Source organism: Bacillus sp. CH30_1T (assembly GCF_008364765.1).
Classification (GTDB): Bacteria; Bacillota; Bacilli; order Bacillales; family Bacillaceae_B; genus Rossellomorea.
Window position 1 is genome coordinate 156747 of the sequence record NZ_VTUY01000008.1, and the last position, 13826, is coordinate 170572.

The 13826-nt window shown below is 43.3% G+C and carries 12 protein-coding genes; 10 read left to right on the forward strand and 2 right to left on the reverse strand.

Annotation, left to right across the window (positions count from 1 at the left end; translation table 11 throughout):
- Nucleotides 1–26 precede the first annotated feature (26 nt).
- Genes F0342_RS17520 through F0342_RS17535 form a run of 4 tightly spaced genes read left to right on the forward strand, consistent with a single transcriptional unit; the run spans nt 27 to nt 5526 of the window.
- Nucleotides 27–1562, forward strand: a complete 1536-nt coding sequence (locus F0342_RS17520) for an HAL/PAL/TAL family ammonia-lyase (RefSeq protein ID WP_223145728.1) — start codon at nt 27–29, stop codon at nt 1560–1562.
- Nucleotides 1563–1616: 54 nt separating this feature from the next.
- A complete protein-coding gene (gene hutU, locus F0342_RS17525) occupies nt 1617–3290 on the forward strand; it encodes a urocanate hydratase (RefSeq protein WP_149157137.1) in 1674 nt (557 codons plus the stop codon).
- 1 nt (nt 3291) lies between these two features.
- Nucleotides 3292–4551, forward strand: coding sequence for an imidazolonepropionase (gene hutI / locus F0342_RS17530; protein ID WP_149157138.1), 1260 nt, complete (start codon nt 3292–3294; stop codon nt 4549–4551).
- A 3-nt stretch (nt 4552–4554) separates the two neighbouring features.
- Nucleotides 4555–5526 carry an agmatinase family protein gene (locus tag F0342_RS17535; protein WP_149157139.1) on the forward strand — a complete coding sequence of 324 codons (972 nt, stop codon included), beginning with the start codon at nt 4555–4557 and terminating at the stop codon, nt 5524–5526.
- A 276-nt stretch (nt 5527–5802) separates the two neighbouring features.
- Here F0342_RS17535 and F0342_RS17540 read toward each other — a convergent pair whose 3' ends face one another.
- Complete coding sequence (locus tag F0342_RS17540; RefSeq protein ID WP_262481788.1) at nt 5803–6357, reverse strand: TetR/AcrR family transcriptional regulator; 555 nt, start codon at nt 6355–6357, stop codon at nt 5803–5805.
- Between the two features lie 171 nt (nt 6358–6528).
- Here F0342_RS17540 and F0342_RS17545 point away from each other — a divergent pair, with 171 nt between their 5' ends.
- From F0342_RS17545 to F0342_RS17565, 5 genes are all read left to right on the forward strand, one after another.
- Nucleotides 6529–8586 (forward strand): efflux RND transporter permease subunit, encoded by a 2058-nt coding sequence (locus F0342_RS17545; protein WP_149157141.1) that lies wholly within the window; start codon nt 6529–6531, stop codon nt 8584–8586.
- A 2-nt stretch (nt 8587–8588) separates the two neighbouring features.
- Complete coding sequence (locus F0342_RS17550) at nt 8589–10379, forward strand: YhgE/Pip domain-containing protein (protein WP_316252624.1); 1791 nt, start codon at nt 8589–8591, stop codon at nt 10377–10379.
- A gap of 210 nt (nt 10380–10589) precedes the next feature.
- Nucleotides 10590–11129, forward strand: a complete 540-nt coding sequence (locus F0342_RS17555; RefSeq protein ID WP_149157143.1) for a GNAT family N-acetyltransferase — start codon at nt 10590–10592, stop codon at nt 11127–11129.
- Between the two features lie 99 nt (nt 11130–11228).
- Entirely contained in the window at nt 11229–11600 is a 372-nt protein-coding gene (locus tag F0342_RS17560) for an iron chaperone (protein ID WP_149157144.1), read from the forward strand.
- Nucleotides 11601–11638: 38 nt separating this feature from the next.
- Nucleotides 11639–12229 (forward strand): YdeI/OmpD-associated family protein, encoded by a 591-nt coding sequence (locus F0342_RS17565; RefSeq protein WP_149157145.1) that lies wholly within the window; start codon nt 11639–11641, stop codon nt 12227–12229.
- A 348-nt stretch (nt 12230–12577) separates the two neighbouring features.
- On the opposite strand, the gene F0342_RS17570 is transcribed toward F0342_RS17565, so the two are convergent.
- Nucleotides 12578–12934: a hypothetical protein gene (locus tag F0342_RS17570; RefSeq protein WP_149157146.1), complete on the reverse strand. Its 357-nt coding sequence runs from the start codon at nt 12932–12934 to the stop codon at nt 12578–12580.
- 178 nt (nt 12935–13112) lie between these two features.
- Here F0342_RS17570 and F0342_RS17575 point away from each other — a divergent pair, with 178 nt between their 5' ends.
- Complete coding sequence (locus F0342_RS17575; RefSeq protein WP_149157147.1) at nt 13113–13784, forward strand: HAD family hydrolase; 672 nt, start codon at nt 13113–13115, stop codon at nt 13782–13784.
- Nucleotides 13785–13826 lie beyond the last annotated feature (42 nt).

Here is a 13826-nt window from a genome sequence, read left to right on the forward strand (position 1 = left end):
TCTTACGTAAGAAAAGAGGGTTAAACATGGCGGATCAAGGGATGAAAAAAGTAGCCCTAGGAAATGCAATCACATTAGAGATGTTGGTCTCCATCGCGCGTTATGGTGCTCATGTTGATTTTTCAGATGATTACCGCCAGCGAGTTGAGAGGTCATGTCAGCTAGTAAACAAGTGGATTGATGAAGGAAGAATCATGTACGGGGTAAACACTGGCTTTGGTGCCCTATCAACACAAATAATCTCCCGAGATCAGACAGCACTGTTACAAAAGAATATTCTTTTATCCCATGCAACATCAGTTGGTGAGCCATTAGATGAAGAATGCGTAAGGGCCATTATGCTCATGGTGCTGCAAAACTTGGGGCAAGGGTATTCTGGTGTCCGGATATCCACATTGGAGATGTATCGCCAATGTTTAAATTGTGGTGTTATCCCGTTTGCGCCTCGTGAAGGTTCGGTTGGATATTTAAGTGTTGAAGCTCATATCGCTTTGGTGATGATTGGGGAAGGGAAAGCTTATGTGAATGGGGAGCTCTTGCCAGCGAAGGAAGCTCTCCGTAAAGCAGGGCTTGAGCCGATTGGCCTCTCTGCAAAAGAGGGCTTGGCGTTAATTAGTGGAACAACGAGTCCAACCGCAATTGGAGCGCTAGCATTATCGGATATGCTACAAGCAGCAAAAGCCGCCGACATTATCGGTGCGATGGCATTAGAGGTCTTGCGAGGAACAACACGTGCCTTTGATGACAGGCTGATGACAGCCCGTCCGCATGAACAACAACGAAATACAGCAGCCAATTTGAGAAAAATTTTAGAAGACTCGATGATTGCTAAACAGTCGGTTGATCATCGCTTGCAGGATGCCTTGTCGTTGCGGGCAATTCCTCAATTGCATGGGGCTGCGAAGAAGACGCTTCTTGATGCGTTAGCCACCTTTGAGGTCGAAATGAATGCATGCAGTGACAATCCGATTTTATGGCCTGGTGAAGATGGCGGTGCGATTTCAGGAAGTAATTGTGACTCATCGTACGTCGGCATTGAATTAGACTCCGCATGCATCGGGGTGACGGCCATTGCGAAAATGTCTGAACGACGAAACAATCGTCTTATCCATTCTCATCTTTCAGATTACCCTGCTTTCCTTGTCCAGAACGCCGGACTTAATTCAGGGCTAATGATTCCACAGTATTCACAAGCCGGACTTTTAAATGATATGAAACTATTATCTCATCCTGCAACAGTTGACGGTATACCGACCTGTGCCGATCAAGAGGATTATGTAGCGATGGGGTACAATTCAGCGAAAAAGGCACGGGAAGTAGCACAAAAGCTTGAGTATGTATTATCAATTGAGCTGTTGTCCATTTATAATGCTCATAAATTTGTGGACAGTGAGCTGAAACCTGGCTCTGCATCAACGACGGTGCTGGAACGCATTGAAAAATCAATACCAAAGATGACCGAAGACACGTATCTTTACCCTTATATAGAACAATTAAAGGATTTTATTCATACAGGTGAGATCATCTCAGTCGTAGAAGAGAAACTTGGTAAGCTACTGTAAGTGTATTTTATAAAAAAATTTTCATTAAATAAAATTGTATAGGAGGCAATCACTATGGAACATACAAAAACGGAAAAAGTCATTCGCTATCGAGGGACAGAATTAAATACAAAAGGTTGGTTGCAGGAAGCTGCACTTAGGATGTTAATGAATAATTTAGATCCTGAGGTTGCGGAAAGACCGGAAGATCTCGTTGTGTATGGTGGAATCGGGAAAGCGGCACGAAACTGGGACTGCTTTGATGCGATCGTCAAGTCACTAAAGGAATTAGAGAATGATGAGACATTATTGGTTCAATCAGGGAAACCAGTTGCGATTTTTAAATCACACGCTGATGCACCGCGAGTACTAATTGCGAATTCAAATATCGTCCCTGCCTATGCAAATTGGGAAACGTTCCATGAGCTAGACAAAAAAGGTTTAATGATGTATGGACAAATGACTGCTGGAAGCTGGATCTATATCGGTTCGCAAGGGATTGTGCAAGGAACGTATGAAACGTTTGCAGAGCTTGCAAAGCAGCATTTTGCCGGTTCACTCAAAAATACTATCACGGTAACGGCTGGTCTAGGCGGGATGGGTGGAGCTCAGCCACTTGCTGTAACGATGAATGGTGGCGTTTGTATTGGTATTGATGTTGACGAAAGCAGAATCGATCGTCGCATTGAAACTCGTTATACGGATGTGAAAACAGATTCCTTAGACATAGCAATCGAAATGGCTACAACGGCAAAGCTTGCAGGTGAAGCACTTTCCATTGGATTGATTGGAAATGCAGCTGATATTCTACCGGAGATGATTGCTAAAGGGTTTATCCCAGATATTGTGACAGATCAAACATCTGCACATGATCCACTCAACGGCTATGTTCCGTCTAAGATGTCACTTAGTGAGGCTGAAAAATTACGAGCGGGAAATGCAGAAGAATATGTTAGGAAATCAAAAGCATCAATGGCTCAGCATGTGCAAGCAATGCTCGATTTGATGGAAAAAGGCGCCATTACATTTGATTACGGAAACAATATCCGTCAGGTTGCCAAGGATGAAGGGGTTGAAAATGCCTTTGCCTTCCCAGGGTTTGTACCAGCCTATATTCGTCCTCAATTTTGTGAAGGAAAAGGACCATTTAGATGGGTAGCACTCTCAGGTGATCCAGAAGATATCTATAAACTAGACGAAGTGATTTTACGTGAATTTAATGATAATGACCATTTATGTAACTGGATTCGCATGGCGAAAGAAAAGATTCAATTTCAAGGGCTGCCATCTCGGATTTGTTGGCTTGGTTATGGAGAGCGGGCACGCTTCGGTAAAATCATTAATGAAATGGTTGCAAAAGGAGAGCTTAAGGCTCCGATCGTCATTGGACGGGATCATCTCGACTCAGGTTCTGTTGCGTCACCGAACCGTGAAACAGAATCGATGAAGGATGGGTCTGACGTCGTAGCCGATTGGCCAATTTTAAATGCTATGATTAATGCAGTTGGAGGTGCTACATGGGTATCCTTACACCATGGTGGTGGAGTTGGGATGGGATATTCGATGCACTCAGGAATTGTTATTGTGGCAGATGGAACGAAAGAAGCAGAGGCACGAATTGAACGTGTACTTACAACAGATCCAGGAATGGGCGTTGTGCGCCATGTTGATGCCGGTTATGAATTAGCGAAGAAAACGGCGCGTGATAGAGGAGTAAACATTCCAATGTTAGAAATGGAGACTGAATAAGATGACAAAACCGGTTTGGATCAAAAATATTCATCAATTGGCAACTCTTGCATCCAAAGAGGTAGGTCCTCGTTCAAGAGAAGCGATGTCTAATTTAGGCATTATTGAAGATGGAAGCTTATGGGTTGAAGATGGAATCATAAAGGCGGTAGGGTCCACAATTGAACTAGAACAGCGGTATTCAGCAAGAATTGAGGAAGCTGAAATTGTGGATGCTGCGGGTCACTTAGTTACGCCAGGGTTAATCGATCCTCATACACATGTTGCTTTTGGTGGCAGCCGGGAACGTGAATTTGAAATGCGTCTTGAAGGTGTAGCATATATGGATATTATGAATGCGGGTGGAGGGATTCATGCGACTACGCGTATGACCCGTGAGTCTACTGAAGAAGAGATCATTAGCCAAACAACGAAGCGGCTTGATTCCTTTTTACAGCATGGTGTGACAACTGTTGAAGGAAAAAGTGGATATGGAATGAATCTTGAAACCGAGTTGAAGCAGCTAAGGGTAATGAAAAAACTACAGGAAACACATCTGATTGAACTTGTGCCAACCTTCATGGGAGCACATGCTGTTCCACCTGATTACAAGGGCAGAGAGGAAGAATTTATCGATCATCTAATAAATGATATGCTACCTGTTGTCGCTGAAGAAAAGTTAGCGGAGTTCAATGATGTTTTTTGTGAAAAGGATGTTTTCACCCCGGAACAATCAGAGAGAATTTTGGAAGCAGGAAAGAAATACGGCTTGATCCCGAAAATCCATGCTGATGAAATTGTTGCTTACGGTGGCGCTGAATTAGCGGCTAAGGTAGGCGCGATTTCAGCTGAACACTTATTGAAAGCATCAGACGAAGGAATCAAAGAAATGGCGGAAGCAGGAACGATCGCCTGCTTACTTCCTGCAACGGCTCTTTATTTACGCGAGGAAGCAGCCGATGGAAGAAAAATGATTGATGAAGGTGTAGCTGTAGCTATTTCGACAGATTGTAACCCTGGGTCTTCGCCAACAACATCGATGCCACTTGTCATGAATCTGGCTTGCATCTCGATGCGAATGACACCTGCAGAAGCATTGACCGCAGCGACATTCAATGCCGCTTGCGCAATTAATCGTCAAGATCGAATCGGATCACTAGAGGTTGGAAAGCAAGCCGATGTGGTGTTATGGGACGTAAAAAGCTATCAAGAGCTACAGTATTTGTTTGGGGTAAATCACACGAAAGCTGTTTGGAAAAAAGGCGTAAAGGTGGTCGGGTAACACATGAGTGAGCAGTGGCTTCAACAACCGGAATGGTTGTGGAATGTGAATACAGACGCCCCAACTTATGTTCACCATTGGATTAGGCATCTAAAAGAGATCAAAGGAGAACCGGAGCTTGTATTATATGGTGCACCGATTTCCCGTTCTTCCATTAGTGTCTCAGGTGCATCGTTATATCCGACCGAATTTCGGCGAATGTGGAAGGGATTTGCCACCTACAATTTAGATGAAGATGTCGATTTAGTTGATTTGATTGTTGGGGATGCTGGAGATGTCGTGATGCATACTACAGATATTTCCTTGTCCCATAAACGTATTGAAGAGGCGACAACTTTTTTAGCTTCGAAATACTCTGAAACAATTACGTCGATGATTGGTGGTGACCATTCAACGACCGCATGTGCAGTACGAGGGATAAAGGAAGCCTTTCCAAATGACAGAATCGGGATTTTGCAACTAGATACCCATCTTGATGTGCGGGACCCGGCTGAATTGGGACCGGCAAACGGTACCCCAATCAGGCAGTTAATCGAGGGATCTACAGTTAGGGGAGAGGATATCATAAACATTGGTTTGCACGGTTATTTCAATGCTAAACCACTGATCACCTATGCTAAACATCATTCAATTCAAATGGTGACATTAAAGAATGCTCGCAAAGTCGGCTTTGTCCATACTGTTCAGAAGGCACTGAAGCAGCTATCTCAAAACGTTGACCGGGTGTATGTAACGGTTGACATGGATGTACTCGATATATCAGTTGCACCTGGAGTACCAGCTTCCACACCAGGAGGTTTGTCCACAGCTGAGCTATTCAATTCCCTACTCGAGATTGGGAAGCACCCTTTTGTCCGACATATTGATTTTGTATGCTTGGACCCGAGTAAGGATTCTGCGGTGTCAGAAACCGTTAAAACCGGTGTATATGCATGGCTGCAATTTGTTACGGGTGTTGTTTGTAGATCAAGATAAATTCCCTAATAAATTTCATTAATGGTAAAACGATATCGGACACTGATTTTTTATGGTCGATTCTTAATGGTTGGTAATCTCTTCAGATAGATGCTTTTCTACTACGAGATTCTATCTGGGCTCACTATTCAACCCCAATTGAGTACGGGAAATTTTGTTTATAAACTTATGCCTGACATGGTTATAATTAGATGTAGCAGTATTGAACACAGGTGCCTCCCCATTAGGCGTTATTCGGTAACGTGTATGGGGAGGTATCTTTTTTCTGCAAAAAAACTACCTCACCCCCGACAACCCCCGATTAATAAAGCGGTGCAATATCACCGCCATCTCTTCAGGCGTCTTATCCATGCCATTTTCCACCCAATTTTTTATGACATGAATACTTCCGCTTACCATAAACATATTGATGTATTCATAGGTTTCTTGATCGATCCGGCTTTCGGTGATCCAGTTTTTGAAGATGAATTCGTGAGTGATGATCATGCCTTTTTTTAGAAAGTACATATCGGTGTTCTCGCTGAGAAGGGCCTCGCAGATGTCGCTTTTGTCGGCGATGTATTCGAATAGCTTTTCCGTCATTTGGAGGGCTTCTTCTTCTTTTGAGAAGTTGTACTTACCCAGTGTGACGGTCAGGTCCTCGATGAATTCTTCTTCGATTGCTTCGAGCAATTCGTATTGGTTTGAGTAGTGGGCATAATAGGTGGATCGGTTGATGTCTGCAGTTTCACAGATTTCTTTGATGGTGATGCTTGAGATTGATTTATCCTGCAATAGTTTCAACAGGCTGTCTTTTAAAACCATGCGTGTATATTTTTTTCGTCGGTCCATTTTTGAGTTCAAAGATCAGCGTTCCTTTCCTGCTTTTTCTGAGTTATCCAACATACGCGAAAGATGTGTTGAGTATTGAACATTCCTTATGCAACTGTCCGTTGAATATCCAACACGCTGTTTATTATAATGATAATGTGAAAATGTGAAAGAGACAAGAGAGGATGAAAGATGATAAATATTGCATCTTGGATCATAAAGCATAAGAAAGCTGTTCTGGTTGCGTTTATACTGGTGACGGTGCTGTCAACGGCGGCGCAGTTTTTTGTGAAGGTCAATTATAATATGGTCGATTATTTGCCCGATGATGCCCAGTCTACACAGGCGATGGACATCATGGAAAAGGAGTTCACGGGTGCTGTTCCCGATACGCGGGTCATGGTGACGGGTGTGACGATTCAAGAGGCACTCGACTTTAAAGAAAAGCTGGAAGCCATAGACGGCGTAACGGATGTGATGTGGCTGGATGATATGGTCGACCTGAAGACGCCTTTAGAAGTGGCGGACAAGGAGACGGTCGAGAATTACTATAAAGATCAGAATGCGCTTTTTTCCATCAGTGTCGCTACCGGGGATGAGGTCCGGATCACCGATGAAATCTATGAGCTGGTTGGTAGCGATGGTGCGATTGCTGGTGACGCGGCCAATACGGCAAGTTCTCAGAAAATGGCCGGAAGTGAATCGATGTATGCCGGGATGTTACTGGTCCCCCTCATTATATTGATTCTTGTCGTCTCAACGACTTCGTGGGTAGAACCGCTGTTCTTCCTGACAGCTATCGGGGTGTCGGTGCTGATCAACCTGGGAACGAATATCTTCCTTGGGGAGGTTTCCTTCGTCACCCAGTCAGTTGCCCCGATCCTGCAGTTGGCGGTGTCGCTGGATTACGCGGTGTTCCTGCTTCATAGCTTTTCCGATTACCGGAAAGTGATTGATGATCCTGAAGAAGCGATGAAGCTAGCGATGAAGAAGAGTTTTCCTGCGATCACGGCAAGTGCGGCAACGACGTTCTTCGGGTTTATCGCCCTTACGTTCATGGAGTTTCAAATCGGTTCGGATCTCGGGCTGAACCTGGTGAAGGGGATCGTCCTGAGCTTTATCAGTGTGATGGTGTTCCTGCCTGCACTGACGCTTGTTTTCTATAAATGGATGGATAAGACGAAGCATAAGAGCTTTGTCCCGAGCTTCACGGGTATCGGGAACAAGGTACTGAAACTGAAGGTTCCGAGCCTGATCTTTGTATTTGCCATTCTGGTTCCTGCCTTCCTGGGGCAAACGAATACTTCATTCATTTACGGGACGGGTGAGCAGCCGGAAAACACCCGTGTCGGGAGTGACTTCAAGAAGGTGGAAGAGTCATTTGGTGAAACGACGCCCATCGTTCTCTTAGTTCCAAAAGGAGATACGGTAAAAGAAAAGGAGCTCGTGGAGGATATCGAGTCCCTTGATTATGTGACAGGAGTCATGGCGTATGTGAACCAGGTTGGTTCTGAGATCCCGCCTGAGTATTTGGAGAAATCGATTACGGATGAATTTTACTCTGAAAACTATAGCCGGATCGTCATTAACACGAATCAGGGTACGGAAGGAGAGGTCCCTTTTTCCATAGTTGAGAAGGTGGAAAAAGCGGCGGCGGATTATTACGGAGATGAAGCATTGGCACTTGGGGAGAGCGTGACGCTTTATGATATTAAGAATACCGTCAATAAGGATAATGTGGTCGTGAATGTGCTGACGGTCGTGACGATTGCCCTTGTGCTTCTGTTCAGCTTTAAATCGATTACGATTCCGGTGGTGCTGCTCATCACTATTGAAGCCGCCGTCTGGATCAATCTATCGATTCCATACTTCACGAATACTCCCCTCGTGTTTGTCGGGTACTTGATCATCAGTACGGTACAGCTTGCCGCGACGGTCGATTATGGGATTTTATTCACAGAGGCCTATACACATTATCGCAAGGAAATGCCTGCTAAAGAAGCAATGGTGAGAACCCTGGATGAGAAGACATTCTCTATTTCGATTTCGGCAGCGATCCTTTCGAGTGTCGGCTTTATTCTGTGGATCACCTCCTCCAATCCGATTGTTGGATCCATCGGTCTATTGATGGGCAGGGGGGCGCTGCTAGCCTTTATCATGGTCCTCTTTGTCCTGCCGGCGATGCTCCTGGTATTCGATAAAGTCATTAAGAAAACAACCTATAAAGCAAATTATTATGAGGAGAAATGATGATGAGAAAAAAACAATTACGTTATTCTGCACTCGCATTGATGCTATTCTTGCCTTCATTTCTTAGTGTACCAGCCCAAGCGGCAACGGAAGGAAAGGTCACGTCGAAGGATGAAGTCGTGTACGCGACATTGGACGCAGCTGGAGACCTGGATTCTATCTATGTCGTGAATACCTTCGAGGTAGCTCGTGCCGGAAAGATTCTCGATTACGGGGAATTCAGCAGCGTCAAGAATCTGACGGATCTGAAGAAGCTTGAGCTGGAGGGGCACAAGATTGAAATGGATGCTCCAGAAGGAAAGTTCACGTATCAAGGAAACATGAAAGAAGATACAAAGTTACCATGGGATGTGACGGTATCGTATAGCTTGGATGGGAAGAAAATCGATCCATCACAACTTGCAGGGAAAAGCGGACACCTCGAAATCAACATCGATACTGCTGAAAATAAGAATGCAGGTACTGTATTCTATGAGAATTATTTATTACAGGTTTCCCTGAACCTGCCGAATACGTATGAGAACATCGAAGCGGCAGACGGAATGGTGGCGAATGCTGGGAAGAATAAGCAAATCACCTTTACTGTCATGCCTGGAAAAGAGAAAAAGCTAAGCGTGGAAGCGGATGTAGCGGACTTTGAGTTCGAGGGTGTTCAAATCGCGGCGGTACCTTCCACACTCCCAATCGATACGACGGGAACAGAAGGTATGACGGATGACATGTCGGAGCTATCAGGTGCCATCGGGAAGTTAAATACCGGGGTGGCCGACTTGAAAAATGGTGTGTCCCAATTAAACGACGGGGCATCGAGCCTGCGCGACGGTTCGGCTCAATATAAAAATGGCATCAGTGAATTGAACGGTTCTTCGTCTCAAATTGTCGGAGTCTCGAATTCTATCGGCGATGCACTGCGAACCATCAATCAGTCACTGGCAGCAAATCCTGCTGAAATGGATTTATCAGCTTTGAATGAGCTGCCGGCTGGTTTGACGCAATTGGCAGATGGCCTGACACAAGCTGCGAATGAGTTATCGACCCTGCAGAAGAACTATTCTCGGGCCTATGCTGCATTGGACGGTGCGATGGCGGGAATCCCTTCTTCCGAGCTTTCGGAAGAAGAGATTGCCGCATTATATGAAAGCGGAGCGGACCAGCAGGTAGTGGATAAACTGGTGGAGTCCCATCAAGCTGCGCAAAAAGTGAAAGGGACCTATGCAAGCGTCAAGGAAGCCTTCGCTGCCGTGGAACCGACCTTGAATCAGGTGAGTGGTTCCGTCAACGAGATGAGCGGACAACTGACTTCCATCTCGAATAATCTGTCTGCATCATTGAAAGAAACGGATATGAGCGGGTTTGCTCAGCTGCAAAAAGGACTGGGTGAACTGTCCGCCAACTACGGCGACTTCCATTCCGGACTGGTTCGCTATACAGAAGGCGTGGGTCAGTTATCCACTTCTTACGGGAAGCTTCATTCCGGCATCGCTGAACTGACTGGCGGAACAAACGAATTAGAGGGTGGGGTCTCAGACCTTCACAAAGGAACGAGCGAATTGCATAAGGAAACGAAAAACCTGCCTGACAAAATGCAAGAGGAAATCAATAAGATGATGGCTGAATACGATAAGTCCGATTTCAAGCCTGTATCCTTCGTTTCCTCCAAGAACGAAAAAGTATCTTCCGTGCAATTTGTGATCAAGACAGAAAGCATCGAAAAAGAGGAACAAGAAACGAAGAAAGCAGAGCCGAAGAAAGAAAAAGGGTTTTGGGATCTGCTGATGGATTTGTTTAAGTAACCTGAAAGTATTTGATGAATGACACAAAAGTGGTTGGTTATAGTATCCGATCTTACTTTTGTGTCATTTTTTGTGTGTCAATTTGTAAGTTTTTATTTTGTAATAGCTTTCCTTACAATCTAAGTTCAAGCTAAAATGTAATGGAGAACCATGAATTGTTTCCAGACCAGAGTCAGCGGGACAGTCATTGATTAAATGGGGGACGTATTGATGAATCTACTATATGAAGGGATTCCAGAAGAAAAGGCAGAATACTGTCGTGACCTGTGCAATGAACTGATGGACTTTCAACAATCAAAGGCTACCATTACGCCGGAACGGTTTGACAGTATGAATTTTGATACCAGGATGCTGCCATCGATCCAAAGTGCTTTACATAATTACATAGTGGTGGTGAAGGATCCTCATAAACATGACGAAATTGTCGCGTATGTGTATACCAACATTTCACCGAAAGAATCGTATTCGAATGATTTTGCCACGTTTTTCGATCTTTCATCAGTTAAGAAAGAGAACGTAGGTTGTCTATCTCAATTTTATATTAAAGAGGGATATCGGCAATTCGGTGTGGGATCCAGGCTTTTTAACATGTCTATGGATTGGTTGAAAACCTATGAGGATGTGGAGGATTATTTTGTGTTTACATCGAATGGGAATCAAGAGGCGTTGAAATTCTATCAGCGGAAAGGGTTCTCGATTTCTCATGATATCCTGGACGGCTTTATCACGGTTTTACGAAGTCAACGCTGAGGTTAGGGGAGTTTTTGACTATCCCCGCTGGAAATTATATAGTTGAAATCAGATAAGGTTTATCTTGAACGGCATCATTTTAAAGTAGGAGGGAACAAGATGGACGTTTTTGCACCATATTTAGCAAGTATCGATAATCCCGACCATCGCAATCGATTGGAAGAAATCCTGACGTGGGTTATGGAGAAATTCCCGCAAATGGAACCAGTGATGAAATGGAATACCCCTATGTTTACCGATCACGGCACATTTATCATCGGTATTGACGCAGCGAAGCATCATGTAAGCGTTGCACCTGAGGCGGTAACCATGACAGAGTTTGCCGAAAGGATTGAACAATCCGGCTACAGTGCAACCAAGGGCTTGTTTCGAATTAAGTGGAAAGACCCTGTGGATTACAAATTGCTTGAGGATATGATTACATATAATATTCAGGATAAAGCAGAATACACGGGCTTTTGGCGGAAGTAGATAACACTTAGAGTTCATATAAGAAGGAGTGTTCCATGATGATAAAGCCGAATCGTAAGGTGGATGGATTTATAAAAAAAACCAAGACGTGGAAGGAAGAATTTGAGAGGTTGAGAAGCATCCTTCTTGGCTTTGAGGAGCTGGACGAAGAAATCAAGTGGATGCATCCTTGTTACACGCTAGAAGGTAAAAACATCGTGTTAATGCATGGATTTAAAGACTATTGTGCGCTTCTGTTTCACAAAGGGGCTCTGTTGAAGGACCCCCACGGGATTCTCATCCAACAAACGGAGAATGTGCAGGCAGCGCGCCAGATCCGGTTCACGAATGTTCAAGAAATCATAGAAATGAAGCCAATCTTGAAAGCGTATATCCAGGAAGCCATTGAAGTGGAAAAAGCCGGTTTGCAAGTGGAATTAAAAAAGACGGAAGAATACACCATCCCTGAAGAACTTCAAACTAAATTCGACGAAGTCCCTGCCTTGAAGACGGCTTTTGAAGAATTGACGCCAGGAAGGCAACGAGCCTACATTCTTTATTTCTCTAAAGCCAAACAATCCAAAACCCGCGAGTCGAGGATTGAAAAATATATGGAGCATATTCTTGATGGTAAGGGATTGAATGATTAGAATATGCTGGTTGAAGTCTAATATAGCTGTATCTTACTACTTTTGGGATAAGAAACTGTTTATTTTCTGAGGTGTCTTAATGATAAGGAAATTAATTGCAACGATTTATTTGTTGGTTGTTTTTACTATTAATTATTTTTATGATTTAAATAATATCTCTTTGATTGTTTTGTTTGCCATTTTCCTTATATTTTTATGGGTTGAAGATATAGCAAAACTAAAATCACGTGGAAAATGAAATACTATGTTATTGAACGAACAAGGCAATAGCCGGGCTATTGCCTTGTTTAGCATTCGTGCACCTGCCATTAACAAACTACGAATCCTTCAGTCTAAGAAATTACGATATTATTGAAGTTGTATCGCATGTTTATCATCAATATTTTCTATGTGAGTTAAGGTACTCACCCCACTCTTTTTGTTATCATAGTGCACCAGGTAAGTTTGATCTTCTTCAATTAAATTCCATACCATAGGATCTTTTATATGTATTTTAGTTTTTGTGTCCTTCCAAAACTCGCTGGACTGATCCCCAAAAGGAGGAATTACTATCATAAAAGCTTCTTCTTGTTCTTCTACATAATTCTTCTTCAATACTGTAACGATAGCTGTTGTTGAACTTGTAGCAACCACATTATTTAAGATAAATAAGACGACAATTATCAACATAACGGTTAGAGTGATTATCCTTTTTTTATTCCTCATAAAGCTCTCCCCTGAATAAAACGATACCTTTTAATACTAACAATTAATTTGATGTACCAATAGTATAAAATCAAGAAAAACGAATGGGACTTAGTTTCTTTTTTTGAAAATGTTTCTTGTGAAAGTGGTTGTGATTTGAAATAATTGGTAGTGATAAGAGAAACAAGGAGAGAAGACAATGGTACAAACAATCATTTTCGACATGGATGGGACTCTATTTCAAACAGACAGAATTTTGGAATTATCACTGGAAGATACATTTGACCATTTACGATCCCGAAATTTATGGGATACTCTGACGCCAATAGATCAATACCGCGACATAATGGGTGTTCCCCTCCCGAAAGTATGGGAAGCCTTACTGCCTGATCATTCTCTAAAGATGAGGGAACAAACAGATACTTATTTTCTTGAAAGTCTAATCCATAACATTGAGAAGGGCAGGGGTGCTTTGTACCCAAACGTAATAGGGGTTTTCAGTTATTTAAAAGAGAATGATATTTCGATTTACATAGCAAGTAATGGCTTAACAGAATATTTGCAGGCTATTGTGAACTATTATCAATTAGATCGTTGGGTCACCGAAACATTCAGTATCCAACAGATTCCAACGCTGGATAAAGGTGATCTCGTGAAAACGATTATCGACAAATATGACATAACGAACGGCGCAGTGGTGGGAGACCGTCTCTCGGATATCAATGCCGCTAAAGACAATCATCTGATTTCAATCGGATGCCGCTTCGATTTTGCCCAGGAAGCAGAACTTGCTCAGGCGGATTACATCATAGATGATCTGGTGGAACTGAAGAAGATAGTGTCTAAGATGAAAAATGAAAACATTTGCTAACCTATGATTGGTTAACGGAATAATCCTTTTTGGATTTGAATT

What these genes read in the sequence shown, in the direction of transcription:
- F0342_RS17520 (WP_223145728.1), top strand. Translation starts at nt 27, where the DNA reads ATGGCGGATCAAGGGATGAAAAAAGTAGCCCTAGGAAATGCAATCACA.
- hutU (WP_149157137.1), top strand. Translation starts at nt 1,617, where the DNA reads ATGGAACATACAAAAACGGAAAAAGTCATTCGCTATCGAGGGACAGAA.
- hutI (WP_149157138.1), top strand. Translation starts at nt 3,292, where the DNA reads ATGACAAAACCGGTTTGGATCAAAAATATTCATCAATTGGCAACTCTT.
- F0342_RS17535 (WP_149157139.1), top strand. Translation starts at nt 4,555, where the DNA reads ATGAGTGAGCAGTGGCTTCAACAACCGGAATGGTTGTGGAATGTGAAT.
- F0342_RS17540 (WP_262481788.1), bottom strand. Translation starts at nt 6,357, where the DNA reads ATGGACCGACGAAAAAAATATACACGCATGGTTTTAAAAGACAGCCTG.
- F0342_RS17545 (WP_149157141.1), top strand. Translation starts at nt 6,529, where the DNA reads ATGATAAATATTGCATCTTGGATCATAAAGCATAAGAAAGCTGTTCTG.
- F0342_RS17550 (WP_316252624.1), top strand. Translation starts at nt 8,589, where the DNA reads ATGAGAAAAAAACAATTACGTTATTCTGCACTCGCATTGATGCTATTC.
- F0342_RS17555 (WP_149157143.1), top strand. Translation starts at nt 10,590, where the DNA reads ATGAATCTACTATATGAAGGGATTCCAGAAGAAAAGGCAGAATACTGT.
- F0342_RS17560 (WP_149157144.1), top strand. Translation starts at nt 11,229, where the DNA reads ATGGACGTTTTTGCACCATATTTAGCAAGTATCGATAATCCCGACCAT.
- F0342_RS17565 (WP_149157145.1), top strand. Translation starts at nt 11,639, where the DNA reads ATGATAAAGCCGAATCGTAAGGTGGATGGATTTATAAAAAAAACCAAG.
- F0342_RS17570 (WP_149157146.1), bottom strand. Translation starts at nt 12,934, where the DNA reads ATGAGGAATAAAAAAAGGATAATCACTCTAACCGTTATGTTGATAATT.
- F0342_RS17575 (WP_149157147.1), top strand. Translation starts at nt 13,113, where the DNA reads ATGGTACAAACAATCATTTTCGACATGGATGGGACTCTATTTCAAACA.